The following is an 18,396-nucleotide window of genomic DNA, read 5'->3' on the forward strand; positions in this document are numbered from 1 at the left end:
CCAACTGGATCAACGCTATCTGCCAAACCATCATTATCTGTATCTGTAGCGAAAGTATCTATAACACCATCACCGTTCGTATCTGGACCACCAGCTTCGGTTACATCTGGAATACCATCGTTATCAGAATCTAAGTCTAAACGATCTTTTAAACCATCATTATCTGAATCTTCGTCTGGTAAAGGAGTCGTTGCAATTTCATCTGCAAGTCCGTCATCATTGGTATCTATCATAGATGTTGGGTCACCAGCAGTTGGGTAGTCTATATGACCATCACCATCTGTATCTATACCACCTGCTTCTGTAATATCTGGAATACCGTCGTTGTCTGAATCTAAATCTATTCTATCATCTAAGCCATCATTATCCGTATCTGGATTTTCCAAAGGTGTACCAGGAGTAGCAGGACCAACGGGGTCTACACTATCCGCAAGACCATCATTATCTGTATCTGTAGCGAAAGTATCTATAACGCCATCACCATTAGTATCTGGACCACCAGCTTCGGTTACATCTGGAATACCGTCGTTGTCTGAATCTAAGTCTAAACGATCTTTTATACCATCATTATCTGAATCTTCGTCTGGTAAAGGAGTCGTTGCAATTTCATCTGCAAGACCATCATCATTGGTATCTACCATAGATGTTGGGTCACCAGCAGTTGGGTAGTCTATATGACCATCACCATCTGTATCTGTACCACCTGCTTCTGTAATATCTGGAATACCATCGTTGTCTGAATCCAGGTCGATACTATTTGGTATGCCGTCTCCATCTGTATCAATATTACAATCAGATTCAAGAAATATATCAAATTGCGACTGGCCACCACCTGTAGTAATAACTTCAAACTCTGAAGCACTACCAATAGAATTCCAAATAAAATCTCCTCCAGCGGAATTATTATTTTCGGTACTTGTCGTAATCCTTTCTACTCTAAACTCATTTACTACACTATTATCTTCAACATATTTAGTGGGGTCCAAAGCTGTTATCATTGTATATGATGTACCATCTAATGATTTAACACCATCATATTTATTACTGCCGCTACCAGAAATCACACCACCGTGAACCACACGAACACTTACGTCTACAGTACCTGTTGATTCGAATTTAGGTACGGCAGAACTGGTGGTATACCACCTTCCTCCTGAATGAACATTTGTATTGGTCAATGTAATTACAATACTCCCTGCTGGGTATCCAAAATTAGCGCTAAGGTCTTGATTAGAGACCGTATTTCCTGTAGTATTATTTGTTAAACCAAAATCTGCTGGGGTAATTTCTACTGGACCGAAGCATTCATCAGAATCTAAAATTCCATCGTTATCGTCATCTAAATCAGTAGTATCACCAATGCCATCATTATCATTGTCTGGATCAACATTCAGTGTAGCACTATTTGTATTTTCAAAACAAATATTGTCAGTATGTGTTACTACTAGGGTATACTCATTGCCATCTAAACCAGTTACATCACTAATTGTTAGAGTAGGAGGTGTAGCACCTGAACCAGAAGTATTTGAATATACTCCAGTATCTGTAAGGTTTACACCATTTTCTTGCCATTGATATATTAAACCTGAAGAAACATCAGTTTCTCCGGTTGTATAATCAGGTGTTGTATTAGGAGCTGTTCCTGTAAAAGTTTCTGTACTTGTAGCAGTTGCACTTGTTATTTCAAAAGTTGTGCTACCACCAGTAACTATTAATTGATCAGTTAATGCTGTAGCATCTACATTTGCTTCTGTAGCCACTGTTTCATTTCCAGTTACACCATCATAACCATCAGTTATACTACCACCTGTGGTTACTTGTCCATCAGAATTTAAACCATCTCCGTCTAAAATTCCATCGTTATCAGTATCAGTACCTCCTGATTCCAAAACATCAAAACAACCATCGTTATCTGAATCTAAATCTAAATAATTTGGTGTACCATCTAAATCTGTATCATTGAAACAAGAACCAATACGGAAGTTTGTATTAGCATTTCCTGATGAAGGTGTTGCTGCACCATAAGAAGTAATAGTTACCTGAACAACAATACGATCTATTTGGTTAGGAATAGTAATAATTAACGTATTATCCAAAGCATCAGTATTTCCTGTAGGTGAAGTTGTAGCGTTATTTCCATTTTGAAATGCAGAAAATGTATTTTCTGATTGAGAAATATTAGCACCTATTTCACTTACATAGTAATTTACTTCATTGGCTCCGTTATAGAAAGATACAGTGACTGTTTCCCCTATATCGGCAGCATTATTTTGATCAAAATCGGTAAATATTAAATATAAATCTTCACTTGTAGGAGAAACATCAATGTCCCAAGTAACATACTCATCAAAATTATTATATGTATTTGATACTTCAAATGCATCAGAATCTGAAACAGCATTAGTGTTGTTTATACCAAAAGTGTCGGTAAAGGTCGGAGTAACAGAAATTCCAGTATCTGAATCTGTAAATACAGTTCCTGATGGTGCTGTATCATCTGCAGTTAAACCGAATCTCAATCGATCACAATTCTCTTCTTCAGTATCTAAAATTCCGTCATTATCATCATCTAAATCTTTTGCATCATTTACACCATCACTGTCAGCATCTGCCACTGTAATGGTCACTGTCGCAATACTACAATTTGTAGGCTCTATAATTTCACAAATTTGATATTCTAAAGTATAAGTTCCATCTGGGGTATTAGCATCTATATTAATTAAACCAGTAGCAGGATCAATAGTTCCTATTGTATTTGTACCATTAGGGTCAACAGTTATTGTTACATCTGTGCCTATAACAGGAGTGTTCCCAGCTAATTCATCGTTGTCAATAATACTTGCTGTAGTGGTTTCACCAGAGGCAAAAACACCTATAAAATTATCATCTATTGCTTCTATACAATTTAAAAAAGTACGTGTATCGGAATAAAAGTAACAACCAGCAGCTTGTTCTACCCTTACTGTGTAAGCGCCGGGTGCGGTTGGGTTGTATGATGATGACGTTGCTCCAGATTCTTCTATACCATCTCTGTACCACTGATAATTAATATATCCAGAAGGAGCTGTATATGTTATAGGATCACCACCTACTTCATAACATTCTGGACCAGAAAAAGCGATATTAACTTCTGGAACAGTATCAAAACCAGAAAAATAACCTGAGAAACCAGATATACTTCCTAACCTTCCAAATACTCCTGCAGCTAATGGATATCCACCAGTTGAAGTTATAGATAAATTACTAGTATTATCAAAATCTTCATCGATAAAATAAGTGTGGTAATTTGAGTTGCCAGTAACTGAAATTGGAGCTGGAATAGGAATTGATACTCCGTTATCTGTAATAATCAAATCTGTTTGTGTAACATCAACAGAAGCTATTATAGTTAATGCAGTATAGCTAACACCTCCATTAGCGTTAGCTCCTGCTAAATCAGCAGCAAACGATATCCCTTCGTTTGAACTTGGTAACAAGCAATTTGCAGGGGGTATAAAATTCATTGCGATTCTAGGACCACCGGTCACACCAGAGGTAGACTGATAAGCATACGCTTTTTGAGAAGTGTTAATATACATATTGCTTCCAGCAGTAGTTCCGTTATAATTAGAACCAGAAACAAAAAGATATTCTCCATTATTTATTGTACCAAGTGAAGTGCCACCTGCAAAAACTTCAGTATTATCTACTGTAGCTACAATAATTGCATATTCTTCATTATCATTAGTTGAACCACCTCTTACAAAAATATAATCATTACCTAAATAAGTAACTGGCACTGGTTGATCCATAGCATCATCACCTCCACCCGTTAAAGCAGTGGCAACTAGTTGCGCATTAGAGATTGCAATGGGCTGATTAGATAAAATAGTTGCTCCTAACCACCCATTATTTAAAGCGTTAGCACTAGTTGCAGCTTCTAAAACAAAAGTCTCTCCTTTATCTAGAGCTATTGTAATAATATCATCAGTAATAGCAGAATTATCTGTACCTGATCTAAAAACCATGCTAGTATCATAACCAGATATAGTAACCGTAGTACCATCTTCAGTTGCATAAATACCTAAACTTGTAGAGGCACCTCCAGAATCTGCACCTTGCGTTATGCCTCCCCATCTAAACTCATTACCCAAAGCCTTTGTACCCTTTAAGGTCATGATATCTGATTGATTATTATTTCTGACCCTATAATTTGCATAAAAATCGTCGCCTGTTGAAGATTCAAATCGTAAACCAGCATTAGTCAATATCACACCAGTATTAGCATCTGATATATTCGTTATTTCATTAATGGTAGAACTAGGCGTTCCACTTATCGGAAAATCTGTAGACATAAACGTACTCAACCTTTGAGGAGAAGTAGCTGACAAACCTGTAACGGTGGCATATGGAACTGTACTAGTTCCTCTATAAACTATAACATCAAATGATGTAGTGACTGCCGTAGAAAAATAAATATCTTGATATTGAATTCCTGACCCAGTTACACCTTCTTTTACTGGAGGTAAATAATGGGTATTGTCTAATTGAGCACTAATTTTACTTATAGAAAAAAGTACTAGAAATAATAATATTATTCTAATTTTTATATTGACCAGTTTTGATTTCATTATTAAAGGTTTTCCAGGGTTGTTTATATAAATATGAAGGATAGGGTTAATTCAAATGAAAATAATATATCATTTAACAAATCATTTTTTGAAAACATATATATACCGTAATACTATAATTCAAATTTTGGTTAAGTAGTTATTTAATATTCTACAAATCAACATAAACGGTAAATATTTCTGCCAATTTTGTTGTTGATTGTAAAAAAAATTGTGTCGAATCTCTGTAAAAGTGTCGTTGAATGGTTTATATAAAAGTTTCAAATTTAAAATTAAGTGCCACTCTTAATGTACTACATAAAAAGTAAGCATAGGACTACAAGTGTGTGATTATAATTACAAATTTAGTTGAAGACTAAAATGATTTTTATTTTTTGTTGTGAAATGAAGATAGTTGTATGTCAAATACTCAAAACTTAATGTGTACGATTCTAATATTAATGCGCTTTATCGATAAACACAACTATAGCAGTACTTAACAACACATAACCATTTTAAAGAATTCGCTTAAAAAACCCTTTTTTACTAAAAAGTCAATGCTACTAGACTATACAGGGGTAAAAAACAATATTTAAAATTTATTAAAATCTTGGTCAACAAGTGTAAAAAGCAGGCGCACCCAAAATTTGTCAAACACTATTTCCTACAAAAATCACATTAACGAATTCTACAAATGCTTAATTCAATTTCCTACAAGTATTAATGAATTAATATATTAACTATTATTTCATTCTCGTTCCAATTTTGAACTAGTAAAACTGTTAAAAATATTGATTTAAAAGGTACTTGTTTTCTAACTACCTAAATATTGTTGAACTTTAGATTAGAAATGTAATTGGTATGACCTCAGCAGAAGCAAAACTAAAAGAGCGTGTAAAAGAACTTACCTGTCTTTATGAAGTTACTTCCATTATTGTTAATTCTGATTATGACCAATTACAAACTTCTTTTGAAGCTATCGTTTATTGTCTTAAAAGAGCTTGGCAGTATGAAAATGAAACAGAAGTCTTTTTGAAAGTAGGTCAATACCAAGAACAGACCGATGATTTTAAGAATAATATGGTCACTATAGTATCTAATATCAAAGTCTTTAACAAAATTGAAGGTGAGGTAGTAGTTGGTTATCCTTCTGATACGTTTACCAAGAAAGATTTTTTAGTTGAAGAACAGACTTTATTGAATAATGTAGCTTTAGATATTGGCAATCTTGTTGAACGAAAACAGATACGTGATAGAGAGGCCATTACCCGAAGACAAATGGAGCGTACAGATCGTTTGCATATTCTTGGAGAAATTACGGCAGGCATAGCCCATGAGCTTAATACTCCCCTAGCCAATATACTTGGCTTTGCTGAATTACTTACCGATAAAATTGCTGATAAAGAGAACATAAGAGATTTAGAAAAGATAATTGATAGTACTATTTTTAGTCGAGAAATCGTAAAAAAGCTCATGTTTTTTGCTTGTGAAATGCCACAGGAAATGAAAACAGTAAAACTTGTTCCATTAATAACTAGCGTCATAAAACTTCTTGGACCCTCTTTACAGGCTAAAAATTTGAAACTTAACACGGTCTTTGATAATGACAAATTCGCGCTTAGGGCAGATACGGTACAAATGACGCAAGTGATGTTCAATTTAATTATGAACGCCATTTACTATTCTCCTGTTAATGGTATTATAACCGTACATGTTTTGGAAAACGAAAGTCATTTTAGCATTGAAATCTTAGATCAAGGGGAAGGGATACCGAACGAATTAGAAGACAAAATTTTTGAACCTTTCTTCACTACAAAACCTATTGGTGAAGGTTCTGGACTTGGATTAAGCGTTGTACACGGTATTATTACCAGTCATAAAGGTAGAATTGCATATAAAAAGAACACACCGAAAGGAGCTATATTTACCGTCGACTTTCCTAAATTATAATAATGGATTTGCGTAAAGAGAATATTCTAATAGTAGATGATGATATTGATATTTTAGAGCTTTTACGAAGGCATTTAAAATCTATGGACTATCATACTTACAAAGCGGTTTCGGTAAAAGAAGCTTTGTTCATACTTAAAGATACGTTCATCGACCTGCTAATTACCGATATACAAATGCCTGAAATTGATGGTTTACAATTATTAAAATTCTCAAACGAACATTACCCTGAAATTCCAAAACTGGTGGTTACCGGTTATCCATCGGTTGAAGGAACATTAGAAGTTATTAAATCTGGAGCTACTGATTATTTAACTAAACCATTTACCAAATTAGAACTTAAAGAAGCTGTAGAAAAAGGGCTGCAACAAAATTTAGCTCGAAAAAAAGCAGTAATAAAAGCAATAAACCAAAAACCGAACGTATATTCTGATATGGTCGGCGAATCTGAAGGTTTTAGAAAAGTCACCAATATTATTGACCGTGTAAAAGACAATAAAGCTACAGTGATAGTTACCGGAGAAAGCGGTACCGGTAAAGAATTGGTCGCAAGGGCAATTCATTACTCTGGTAAATTTTCTCGAGAACCTTTTATTGCTGTAAACTGTGCGGCTATACCCGAAAATTTACAGGAGTCTGAACTGTTCGGATACTTGAAAGGTGCCTTTACAGGTGCTAATGAAAATAGAAACGGCTTTTTTCAAGCAGCAAAAGGTGGCACCTTATTTCTTGATGAAATAGGCACGGCTTCATTAGCAGTTCAAACAAAATTACTACGAGCGCTTCAAGAAAAAGAAATTACTAGAGTTGGATCACATAAAATTGAAAAAGTCAATATCAGAATTATTGCGGCGACAAATGCAAATTTAAGGGAAGCTATTAAAAAAAATACATTTAGAGAAGATCTATACTATCGGTTAACGGTAGTTGAAATTAATGTACCACCCTTACGAGAACGAAAATCTGATATCGTAATTTTGACTGAGAAATTTCTACGTAAGTACGGAATCGAATTTAAAGATAGATTACTACGTATTTCTCCAGAAGCCCTGCAAATTCTCAAAAGGTACAACTGGCCTGGCAACATTAGAGAACTAGAAAACATTATACAACGAGCTGTAATTATGGCCGATGGAATTATTGAAATCAAAGACCTACCCGATACTCTAAAATATCAAATTGATTTCAGTGATGGTGAATTACGTCCACTTCGCGACGTAGAAAAAGAATATATAAGCCGTGTTGTTGCTCATACGAAAGGCAATAAAACTAAAGCCGCCGAAATTCTTCAAATAGACCGCAAAACATTGCGTAAAAAACTAAAATAATTATCGGGTAATTTCTCCTCACACGGGTAACTTATCCCCAATATAAATTTCACTCAAAAAAAAGTTACTTTTTATTATATTCTGATTTTCAGATTATTACAATAAAAACTTTTGATTATTTATATAGTAGGCATATCATTTGCTCTTTAGATTACGTAAAGAAAAACAACTATCTAATACGAACAAGGCTATATATAAACACATTAGAAAAGGTAATAAATAGTGAAAGATGAAGTACGGCAGTTTAGTTTTTAAAAAAAATGAATTCTTGATAATTAAAAAATATCAAGAAATGAACAATACCATAGAAGACTATTCGCACAATAATCTGTTAGAAATTCTTAGTCAAAATATGACCCTTGCTATGTGCTTGGATGCAGAAAATATTCCGTTTGACATAATCACTCTAAACTCAATTATAAAAGTCAGTGGAGCATCTGGTTTTCATCGATCACTCCAAATAGTATCTCCAGACAAAGAAGATATTAAACAGAATAAAATTTCAGTTATCAGCAGTTTAGGTGCTTCAGTAATTGGACGTGCTGTAGGAGATAAAATTTCTTACGGACTACCTGGAGACCTGATATCATTGACAATTACCAAAGTAACCCAACCAAACCCAGCCAACAAAAACACTACTGAAGTTTTTAAGACCAAAAGAGAAACAATTCACTAATTTTAAATTATTCAGTTATGTTAAAATACGCAATTACCCTATTATTTTCTATAAGTCTATTAAACGCACAAAGCAACAACACAAGCCAAACCGAGGTTAACGTTGGTGATATTTTTGAAATAGGAAAACCAGAATCTAACAAATACAAACACATAGATTTTCCAAGAGAAAACTTCATTATTAAACGTGGTGGCATAGCCAATTATAGGCGCGCCCATGGCGAAGAAGTTGTGGTTACCGCCGTGAAAGAATTAAAAGACGGTACAACACAAATTAAAATTAAGCGCAATGACGGTGGTCGCTTCTTTGGCAGTCATACTGTTGTAACAGCCGACTTTAAAGACGCCATTACCGCGGGCGAATTAAAAACCCTGTAATGTTTTAGTTAGTTAAAAATCCACTTGGTTACTATAAATAAGTTGGCTGATTTATTAAGAATCAACCAAGTGGGTTTTCTAAAAAAAGAACTCTAAGGTCTAATCACAAAACTATACTCATGCTTACAAAACTAAAAATTCCTCAAAGATTGCATGCTGGCTTTATATTGGCCATTGCGTTTTTATTGGTTTTAGGTTCTAACAGATTATATCAAAGACATTTCTCTACTTTACAAAATACGGTAAACTCGGTATATGAAGACAGAATTAAGGTTCAAGATTATATTTATCAATTAAACAATATTTTCCAAATTAAACAAATAAGGTTTATCACTGCAGGTGATTTTACACCAATAACATCTGAAAACGAAAAAGTAAATAAAATTTTATCTGATTTTGCTATAACAGAACTAACTACCGAAGAACACAAAGCTTTAAATGAATTGACTTTACAATTCGAAAAGCTTAAAAAATCTGAAGAAAAAACCGTGCAATTAAAAGGAAATATTAGCGCACTGCCCCTAAATTTCTTAGAAGTAATAAATCAACAATTAAATATTCTTGCAACTATACAGCTTGAAGAAAGTAGGCAAATGACGCAACTCTCAAACAAAGCTTTAGAAAGTAACTTACTTATGTCTAAATTATCATTTGCTTTTTTAATACTAATCGGATTAGCCTTATTAGTCTTAATTCTTTACCCCATAAAAGCACAACAACCTATTTTAGAATAGAAAATCAATTACTAAATCATTATAAATTAAGCGCAATGAAAAATTGTATACATAGCTTATACGCTACCTATACAAAAATGATACATTGCTCCATGAACAAAATACCAGAACTCTATTTTGTCGTGTAGTACATACGTATATTTATTCGACATCACCAATACACTTAAATTAAGCTCTTTTTTATAATAGGAAATTCGAAATTTATTAGCTACATAGATACAAAACAATCATTTGTGTTGCGACTAGGCATTGATGAACGAACTCTTAATAAATTGGATTATTATGCAAACGTACACGTGTTGACCCTACATTCAAAATAGTCTTTTTAAGCACTTTATCGTCGTTTCTGCTCATTGCATATCGTACCTTTGTATTATTAAAATGAATAGCGATAATGGACGACGAATTTCATAGAATACTTTATAATTATCTTGTAGAAACCGGGCTAAGCGAAACGTTTGCGTCCTATTTAAACCTTGCCATTTTATTTGTCTTAGCTTTGGTATTGGCATATTTTTTAGATCTGATCATTTGGAAGGTATTGCGTTCAGTTTCTTTAAGGCTCGCTAGAAAATCCAAAACCAATTTCGATAATTTTTTGGTAGCCAATAGAGTACCAAGGTATATAGCACACATTATACCCTTGAGTATATTGGTAGAACTCGTACCCTTTGGCTTTATAGGTTTTGACTATGCCGAAAAAATAGCTTTAAAATTTTTAAATGTACTATTTGTTATTCTTACACTTTATGTCGTTAAAAGTGTATTTACAAGTATCAACGATTATCTAAAAACAAAGGCTAGGTTCAGAGATAAACCAATGGGCAGTTATATTCAAGTCTTTATGATCTTCGCATGGGTGGTGGGTATATTTACCATTTTTGCTATCATCACAGAAATACAAGTTTGGAAGTTTTTTACCGCTCTGGGAGCAGGATCTGCTGTAATATTATTGATTTTTAAAGATTCGATTCTCGGTCTTGTGGCAAGTATACAAGTGAGCATCAACGATATGGTACGTATCGGTGATTGGATCAGTTTTGATAAATTCGGTGCCGATGGTAATGTGGTCGAAATATCTCTTGCCACTGTAAAAGTTCAGAATTTTGATAATACTATTACGACTATACCAACTTATGCATTAATATCAGATTCTTTTAAAAACTGGCGAGGAATGCAAGAATCTGGCGGTAGACGTATAAAACGTGCCTTGATTATTAGCCAAAAAAGCATTCGTTTTCTGTCTGATACCGATATTGAAGAATTTCAAAAGATTCAATTAATTCAGCCGTATTTAAATACACGAGCAGAACAGATCAATACCTACAACACAGAAAATAATATTAACAAGAACCTAGCTATAAATGGTAGAAACCTAACCAATATTGGGGTTTTTAGAAAATACGTAAACGATTACCTTCAAAACCATTCTGCAGTAAATAAAGGTATGACTTTAATGGTGCGTCAATTAGCACCTACACCGCAAGGTATTCCTTTAGAGGTATACGCTTTTAGCTCTGACAAACGTTGGGAGAACTACGAGTATGTAATGGCAGATATCTTTGACCACCTATTGTCTGCCCTACCCTATTTCGATTTACAAGTGTATGAAATACCAGTGCCTATTGCGACTTCATAACTAGTTGCCATTTGTTTTCTTCGATTAATTTTTAATCTACTAGCTATGTTGGCTTTAGTTGAAAATTGTATCTTTCTTGGGTACTACTATTATTGAATATTAAATACTATAATTTCCTCAAAAAGCTCAAAACAGGAATTAATTGGAATTCAAGACTAAAATTATTATTTCTATAGCCTTCATTATAGCTATACCTATTTGGCAGAAATTAGGGGAATTAAATGATAATCGATTTGTTAAAAGAATTAATAAAATAAATCCAAAATTAGGAAGTAAGATTTCAAGATTTTTTTCGAAAGAAAAAAGTTCAATTTCAAAATATGTTACTTTAATCTATATAATTCTATTTCTATTAGCAATATGGGTGGATTTAGAATAATTGAATTGAACAGTTGTTAGTCAAATTTTTAAGAATTTATCTTTAATAATTAACAGCATTTTAGTTGATAATAGAATTTAAAAACCAACCAAAAAAATATGAGCATTTTTAGAAAAATTGATAAAGTACTTGGTGCTTTTGGAAATATAAAAGCATTAGAGCGAACTCATATTGACACCTTTACCGAAAACTTAATCACAAATATATCTGGAGTAAAAATTGCCGAATCTAAAGATGGTCAATTATTCGCTGAATTTCAGGAATTAGCTGGGTTTGACTTTTTAGAATCTACAATTTTAAGTAAAGAAAATATTAAAACATTTAAAGGTGCAAAATTATCTTTTATTGGCGATAACAATGAACTGATTCTAGATTCTGATATAACAGAAATTGAATCAGATTATTCAAATGTTTCTAATAGATGGATGACAAAAGTTAGTTATGTTGTCACTAAAGATGATATAAAATTTATAACTCAGAAAAAGGCAAATTTTATTTTATTTGAATACAAAAAAAAGTCAATTAAATTGTATGTAATAAAATAGCATCTTGAACACTAATATGAAAAACAAGATCTCAATTACATTTTTACTTATTATAACTACATTCTCTTGCAAAACAAAAGAGCAGAAGACGGTTTCTAACCCAAACATTAAAATTGAATGGACGACAGATTTAAAAGGAGACTTTTCTTTTAAAGAAAATTGGAGTTATAAAGAAGGGGTTTACAAAAACAGTCATGGTCAAGTAAGTTGTGATGGTAATTGCCCTGCAGCAATTAACAGAATGAAAGATAATACCGGTAAAATTTATAAAGATTCGTTACAAGCATTTTATAAGCTAATAGATACTACTCACGTATACCATTCATTAAAGTCAGAAAATAGAATGTATGAATATTCAGGTACAGATTTTATTGAGTTTAAGAAACTAAAGAATGGAACTATAAAAGGAGAATCTCAAAACAACGTTTCTACACACAGTAATTTAATTTTAGAACTAAAAAATAATTCATTAACTGCTTCTGTCTATTTCAACAGTATAAGAGATTTAGGGATTCACACTTTTCCTTTAAAAAGCGGAACTATTAAAATAGATAAGACACTTTTTGAAAAGGGAATTGTAAAAGCTGTATTTGATTTTGAGTTTGTAAATACTTTAGAAACAGATAAAAAGTTATTCTGGAAAGGAAATATTTTTAGCATAATTATTACGGAATAAAAAGCAGAACTCACCATGCCAACAATCTGCAAAAATGAAAATTATACTATTTGTATTCGTTCTTTTATTAACCAGTTTATCTTTTATACAAAGTCAAGATCATAAAGTAAATTTACAACTTTAAAACCCGATGTTTGGTTAGGTATTTGAGATATAGAAAGTAGCTATCTTTAGCTAAATACAGCGCAGTAGCACATTAAAAAAGACAAATTGAATTCTAAAAAAGTTAATCCCCAATGTTAAAATGCTGCTTTTATTTAAGAGAAAATAAGTAGAGGCTATTAAATTGACAAAAAAATAAGATTTCTCATTATCCAATATATATTTATAGTTTGCTTTACGTATTAAAAACTTATCCTCAACCCAATTCTTAGACTTGTAAATAAAAAAACTACGCTTATAAAAAGTTGCTAGGTAAAAGAAATATAAATAGCATTTTAAGGTTATATATAATCAATTAATTCACGAACCTTAAATAAGTGTCTATGTTAGAAATTCTCGCAATTGGTTATTTTACCAAAAAAATCAGAACAATAGCTGATGAAAAAAATATAAAACCTAGTAAATGGATTTGGAGGTTGGTTCTTACTTGGTTCGGTGTAGAAATAGGGACTATAATTTTAATTTTTGCACTAACAAATACTGATATAGACAATGGTATTTTTATTGCCGTTTTACCTGCATTAATATTGGCAGCACTGAGTGCTTTTTTTACAGTAGAACAGCTTAAAAAAGAGCCAAAAATCCCTTCCGATATAATTAAAACTGATGTAATTGAAGCTTAAATAACTATCATTCGGTGGGTTAGCCATGCTTTTTAATTACAAACTAGATGTTCACTATTATCAATTGAAATTGCAGAACATAAGAAATACTGCTATTATTGCTTTTAGATACTCCTCATACCAAGAATTAAAAATTATATAACAAAACAATTGCATATCAATTACAAACTTAAGACCACCCTTATAGAAAATTTATAACCAAATTAAATATGAAAACTTCTCAGACAAAAGAGAAGCCGTATTAGTTTAATTGCGTCTGAACTGAGACAACAAAGCATATCCAGAAACGTTAAAAAAATCTAAAATAACAACAACGCCATGGGCATATTCAAAAATCTATTCGGTTCAAAAGATAATATAGAACCAAAAAAGGTAAATCAAAACAAACCTATTTCGAAATCTTATGATGACATCTCTTGGATGACAGATTTAAGAAGAGAAAATTTAGACATCTGTTTTAATGGTGGCTTTAAACCTACCATCTCATTACCTACGGATTTAGGCAGACAATTAAGACCTTCTATAGAAATAGCAAATAGACTACATGCTATAAAAGTTTTGGTACTATGGTTAATGGTACCTGAAGAAAATTTACCAAAAGAACACATCTTAAGTTTTATTGAAAACAATAAACTTCAAGATTTCATGACCCAAGAAGAAAAAGAAATTTTAAGCGTACAAAGAAATGACGAACAAGCAAGAAACGCTATCGGCTGGAAATTTGAAAACGCATGGCCTTTAGCTTGGTATTTTGGATACAAAGAACCTGAAATAAGCGGGCAAATGATGGCCGGAGACCAAATGCAAGACATTTTAAGTAATTATACATGTAAATTAGATAATAGCATAAATGATTGGGTAAAAGACAAAGAGACAATATCGAAAGAAGAATTGATGCAGAAAGAAGACTTATTCTACTGTGTACATAACGCAGTTAGAAGTGCTCAGTTAGGTAGCGATTCAGTTCCTTCTGGTTTTGATCCTATGGGCAATGGTGGCGTAATCCACGAACGAAGACATTCGTTAACTTATATGGTTTCTAAAGGTACAAGTTGGGAAGATACTGATTTGAGTACTTAAAATTGTATCTTCTTTCATTCCATTCAGTAAAAGTTTAAAGAACTTTTCGTAAGTCTATAAAATGAGTATTCTACTATAAACTACCATGACCATATTTTCTTATCATCTTATCAAAATACCATTTCCATTAGCAGTAAAGGGGTTATTTATTAATCCCGTTCATAAGAAAACAAAAGGTTTAGTTCATTGCGAATATATGTCGGCAATGACATTAGGCTCTCCTATTATTTCTACTTCTAGATTTCTCATTAACCAGGTTGCGGTATTTGCACAGTGGGAAAATGAACAGGCACTTAAGAATTATCTGAAAAATGAAAAATTTGGTAAGGTTTTATCCAAAGGATGGCATATTCGTTTATTATTTATGCGAGAATGGGGTAAAATAGGTGGCTTCAATATACCACAACAAAAGGCGACTTTAGAAAACGAATCATCTGCTGTAGTTGCAATTACCATTGCAAGAATGAGACCCTTCGCCATACCCAGGTTTTTAAAATGGGGAAGACCGGTTGAAAGATTGGTTAGAGATCATTCTGGAACTTTATTATCATTGGCTTCAATTAAATTACCAAATACAGTGTCGACATTTTCAATCTGGAAAACTGAAAAAGAAATGACCAATATGGTTCATGGTCATAGTAATATGCCCAAACCCAAAAGACATTCAAACGCTATGAAAGAAAGAGACAGAAAAGACTTTCATTTCGAGTTCACCACACTACGCTTTAAGCCTATCTCTGAATTTGGGGAATGGAAAAAGCGACGAAATTTTATTCCTAGATCCCAATTTAAATAATTTATGTAAATGGCATTTGCACTCTTTAAACAAAACCTTCAAGATTGGATAACCCAACAATGGGTAATTTTATTTGGTAAAAAAATTAATGATGCAGATTACCAATACTTATTGGGTCCTTTTGGCAAGACTAATGGTATAGGCATAAAATTTATTCAACAATTAGTAAAAAATGAAAATTTACAACTAGATAATAAACAAGTAGACAAAGGATTGTTGCAGTCTATCAAACAATTAAACCTACCAGAAAATGACCTAAATAGGTTATCAAAAAATGTAATTGACTTTTACGAAAATACAAGCAATTATGATTTTGATTTAAAGGTAAAATGGAACCCCTTATTTAAAGTATTTGGAGGGTTGTTAAAAATCATATTCAGCAATCGTATTCAGCAGCTAAATATCCCTATGGGTGCAGATAAAGATTCCGAAAGTTTACAGAGTGAAATTATTCATTTAATAGACAAAAAAACGAACGTAGTTAAGCGAACGATATGGCTAAGAACTTTCAAGAAATCTGGTCAAGTAGTATATTCTGGCGTATATGAACCGTGTACGCTACCTAATGGCACTGGCTGCATAAAAGCTATTTTTCCTTTACCTAACGGTAGTGCTACCGTTATACTATACCCACTAGTAGGTGAAAATGGTGAACTTATTCTAAACTCGTCAGGCAAAAAAATCGGCGATAGCGGATTCTATTTTCTAGTGAACGACTCTAAAGGAAACTTATGGACTAAATTCATTAAGTCGTTTAAAGATAAATTAGTGGTCAGCTCTAAAAATAAAAGTATAACAGCCATACAGACCTTAACTTTATGGAATTTAAGGGTACTACAATTTACCTACAATATAAAATCTAAGTCAGTTTAAGAAATTATGCTGGCTATCAACTAGGTGAATTCCTTATTTTAAGAAGTTCAATATTTATAATTACTTACCAAATGAAGAACACGATAAGTATAGAAAAACCAATGTTTGTTAAAAGCTTAGGGTTAGTATCTATTATTTAAAAAACTAAAAATTTTATACTTTATGACAACACTCATGAAAGAGATTACAAAATCTAATAAAATTTCTCCCCTGACCTACATATCATATATTTAAAGATTTGATAAAGCATTAAATTAAATGTACACGAACCTTTTAAATACTGATATTCAACTTGAAAATGAAAGGGTACTTCTACTCCCTTTTCATAATCAAAGAGTTCAAGAACTGAGAGAAATAATTTTCGAAGATGATATTTGGAAATATATGGGTATGTGCATGAAAACCGAAAGAGATTTTGATAACTATTTAGCAAAAACAGCTAAAGACAAACTTAATGGCGTGTGCCACCCCTTTATTATCATTGACAAGAAAAATAATCGTGTTGCAGGCAGCACTAGATATGGCTACATAAATAAAGTAAGCCAGAAATGTGAAATCGGTTGGACCTGGTATGGAAAAGAATTTCAAGGTACCGGTCTAAACAAAGCTTGCAAATACGCGTTACTTAAATTCGGATTTGAAAGTATTGCATTCAGAAGAATACAATTCAGTGCAGATGAACAAAATTTAAGATCGCAAAAAGCTATTGAAAAACTAGGAGCTTCAAAAGAGGGAATTTTCAGGAATAATTATATTGATCAAAATGGCAAGAGTAAAAATGATGTCTATTTCAGTATAATTAAAGAAGATTGGTGTTCATTAAAAAATAAATATTTTAATGAATTTTAATGTACTCAAAACCTTTAACACATAAACTGACCTACTATTTTTAAATTGGCTTATATGGGTTTTAAACTATTAAAATAACGTAGTACTTTTTATAAAATTTAAATTAAACCTGTTCATAATCAACATGTTACATTTAACTAAAATTTTTCATTTTTTAAAAAAATACGATCTATTTTTAAACCAAAATTCAGCTATTGCATAAACAATTATCTCTATTATTGTTAACCATTTCGCTATCGTGTTTCAGTCAAGAAAATTACAGTTCCTTCAATGGTAAGGTTACTAGTCTTAAAAATGATATAAGCAACGTTTTAGTGGTAAATCTAAATTCTAAAAAATCTACCATTACAGATTCTTTAGGGGTATTCTCTATAGAAGTGAAGCTAAATGATTCAATACGTATTACTGCAGTGCAATACTTGCCAAAAGAAATAGTAATTAGCCAATCTCATATGAAAAGTAGCTTAATAACTATACAGCTCATTGACAATATTATTGATTTAAATGAAGTTACGGTAACCCCTTATAATTTAACGGGAGATATTTACAGAGATATAGACAGGTTGCAAATAGAGCCTACAGTAACGTCATATTCGATAGGTTTACAAAATGCAGATGTCACCAAAATGACCCAAAGCGAACGATTATTGCAAGAAGCTGATAGAGGAAAGTATGTAAGCCTGCAAACAATGGATGAGTACGGGAAGCTAAATGAAATTTTGAGTTACGTTGGTTTATCTATTAAAGTAAATACTCATAAAATCATGAACAAAGTTTCTGGAAGAACTAAATCGTTAGAGGAAATGGTAAAACGTGATGAAAAGACAGTATTGAAAAAAAATATCATCGATAAATTTTCTAAAAAAGTAATCTTAGATAGTTTTCTTATTCCAGAATCTAATTTTGAAGGATTTTTAACCTACTGTATTTCTCAAGATGACTTTTTAAAACTTGCCCAAGCAGGAAGTTCAATAGAAATATGGGATTATCTACAGTCAAAAAGTATTGAATTTAATGAAAACGATAATCTGGTAAAACAATAATAATTCAACAATCGAATTCTAAAAAGGTCAGTTTAATGTGCTATAGCATATTTATTAAATTAATGCTATTTCAATTT

15 protein-coding genes are annotated in these 18,396 nt (G+C 32.2%); 14 read left to right on the top strand and 1 reads right to left on the bottom strand.

The window, feature by feature from the left end:
- A partial coding sequence (locus tag ACJJVP_RS00040; RefSeq protein WP_405409763.1) for a hypothetical protein occupies positions 1 to 4,610 on the bottom strand: 4,610 nt, incomplete at its 3' end.
- Positions 4,611 to 5,450: 840 nt separating this feature from the next.
- On the opposite strand from ACJJVP_RS00040, the gene ACJJVP_RS00045 reads away from it, so the two are divergent.
- The 14 genes from ACJJVP_RS00045 to ACJJVP_RS00110 all read left to right on the top strand — a co-directional run bounded on the left by ACJJVP_RS00045 (position 5,451) and on the right by ACJJVP_RS00110 (position 18,319).
- A complete protein-coding gene (locus tag ACJJVP_RS00045) occupies positions 5,451 to 6,539 on the top strand; it encodes a sensor histidine kinase (RefSeq protein WP_405409765.1) in 1,089 nt (362 codons plus the stop codon).
- A gap of 2 nt (positions 6,540 to 6,541) precedes the next feature.
- Positions 6,542 to 7,867: a sigma-54-dependent transcriptional regulator gene (locus ACJJVP_RS00050; protein WP_405409768.1), complete on the top strand. Its 1,326-nt coding sequence runs from the start codon at positions 6,542 to 6,544 to the stop codon at positions 7,865 to 7,867.
- A 292-nt stretch (positions 7,868 to 8,159) separates the two neighbouring features.
- Positions 8,160 to 8,543, top strand: a complete 384-nt coding sequence (locus ACJJVP_RS00055; protein ID WP_405409770.1) for a GreA/GreB family elongation factor — start codon at positions 8,160 to 8,162, stop codon at positions 8,541 to 8,543.
- Between the two features lie 17 nt (positions 8,544 to 8,560).
- On the top strand, positions 8,561 to 8,920 hold the full coding sequence (locus ACJJVP_RS00060; RefSeq protein ID WP_405409772.1) for a hypothetical protein: 360 nt from the start codon (positions 8,561 to 8,563) through the stop codon (positions 8,918 to 8,920).
- 119 nt (positions 8,921 to 9,039) lie between these two features.
- On the top strand, positions 9,040 to 9,654 hold the full coding sequence (locus ACJJVP_RS00065; protein WP_405409774.1) for a hypothetical protein: 615 nt from the start codon (positions 9,040 to 9,042) through the stop codon (positions 9,652 to 9,654).
- A 394-nt stretch (positions 9,655 to 10,048) separates the two neighbouring features.
- Positions 10,049 to 11,293: a mechanosensitive ion channel family protein gene (locus tag ACJJVP_RS00070; RefSeq protein ID WP_405409776.1), complete on the top strand. Its 1,245-nt coding sequence runs from the start codon at positions 10,049 to 10,051 to the stop codon at positions 11,291 to 11,293.
- A 477-nt stretch (positions 11,294 to 11,770) separates the two neighbouring features.
- On the top strand, positions 11,771 to 12,217 hold the full coding sequence (locus ACJJVP_RS00075; RefSeq protein ID WP_405409779.1) for a hypothetical protein: 447 nt from the start codon (positions 11,771 to 11,773) through the stop codon (positions 12,215 to 12,217).
- 16 nt (positions 12,218 to 12,233) lie between these two features.
- On the top strand, positions 12,234 to 12,893 hold the full coding sequence (locus ACJJVP_RS00080) for a hypothetical protein (protein ID WP_405409781.1): 660 nt from the start codon (positions 12,234 to 12,236) through the stop codon (positions 12,891 to 12,893).
- Between the two features lie 485 nt (positions 12,894 to 13,378).
- Positions 13,379 to 13,678, top strand: a complete 300-nt coding sequence (locus ACJJVP_RS00085) for a hypothetical protein (protein ID WP_405409783.1) — start codon at positions 13,379 to 13,381, stop codon at positions 13,676 to 13,678.
- Positions 13,679 to 13,996: 318 nt separating this feature from the next.
- A complete protein-coding gene (locus ACJJVP_RS00090) occupies positions 13,997 to 14,758 on the top strand; it encodes a DUF4272 domain-containing protein (protein ID WP_405409786.1) in 762 nt (253 codons plus the stop codon).
- An 85-nt stretch (positions 14,759 to 14,843) separates the two neighbouring features.
- Entirely contained in the window at positions 14,844 to 15,554 is a 711-nt protein-coding gene (locus ACJJVP_RS00095) for a hypothetical protein (RefSeq protein ID WP_405409789.1), read from the top strand.
- A 9-nt stretch (positions 15,555 to 15,563) separates the two neighbouring features.
- Positions 15,564 to 16,427: a hypothetical protein gene (locus ACJJVP_RS00100; RefSeq protein ID WP_405409791.1), complete on the top strand. Its 864-nt coding sequence runs from the start codon at positions 15,564 to 15,566 to the stop codon at positions 16,425 to 16,427.
- Between the two features lie 258 nt (positions 16,428 to 16,685).
- Complete coding sequence (locus tag ACJJVP_RS00105) at positions 16,686 to 17,276, top strand: GNAT family N-acetyltransferase (protein WP_405409793.1); 591 nt, start codon at positions 16,686 to 16,688, stop codon at positions 17,274 to 17,276.
- A gap of 194 nt (positions 17,277 to 17,470) precedes the next feature.
- Positions 17,471 to 18,319: a hypothetical protein gene (locus tag ACJJVP_RS00110; RefSeq protein WP_405409795.1), complete on the top strand. Its 849-nt coding sequence runs from the start codon at positions 17,471 to 17,473 to the stop codon at positions 18,317 to 18,319.
- The last annotated feature ends 77 nt before the right edge of the window (positions 18,320 to 18,396 follow it).

Origin of the sequence: Maribacter sp. Asnod1-A12 (genome assembly GCF_045063735.1) — a bacterium.
GTDB lineage: Bacteria > Bacteroidota > Bacteroidia > Flavobacteriales > Flavobacteriaceae > Maribacter.